The 236-nt window shown below is 44.1% G+C and carries 1 protein-coding gene; it reads right to left on the minus strand.

All coding sequences use genetic code 11. The annotated features are described in order from the left end of the window. Positions 1-236, minus strand: a 236-nt coding sequence (locus tag ACSV5T_RS10380; protein WP_438321095.1) for a hypothetical protein, incomplete at both ends; no start/stop codon positions are given.

Raw genomic sequence — 236 nt, forward strand, 5'->3', positions numbered from 1 at the left:
CCCCCTTCAAGCGGTACCAATGGACGCAAATCGGGTGGCAATACAGGTAATACAGTCATTACCATCCATTCAGGCTTGTTGTTTGAATCACGGAATGACTCAAGCAACTTCAGGCGTTTTGACATTTTTTTAAGTTTGGTTTCTGAACCCGTGTTAGGAATTTCTTCACGTAATTGGTCGATTTCCAAATCTACGTCAATATCGCGCAGCAAGTCTTGAACCGCTTCAGCACCCAT

The organism is Veillonella sp. ZSJB6 (genome assembly GCF_051549505.1).
Lineage (GTDB): Bacteria > Bacillota > Negativicutes > Veillonellales > Veillonellaceae > Veillonella.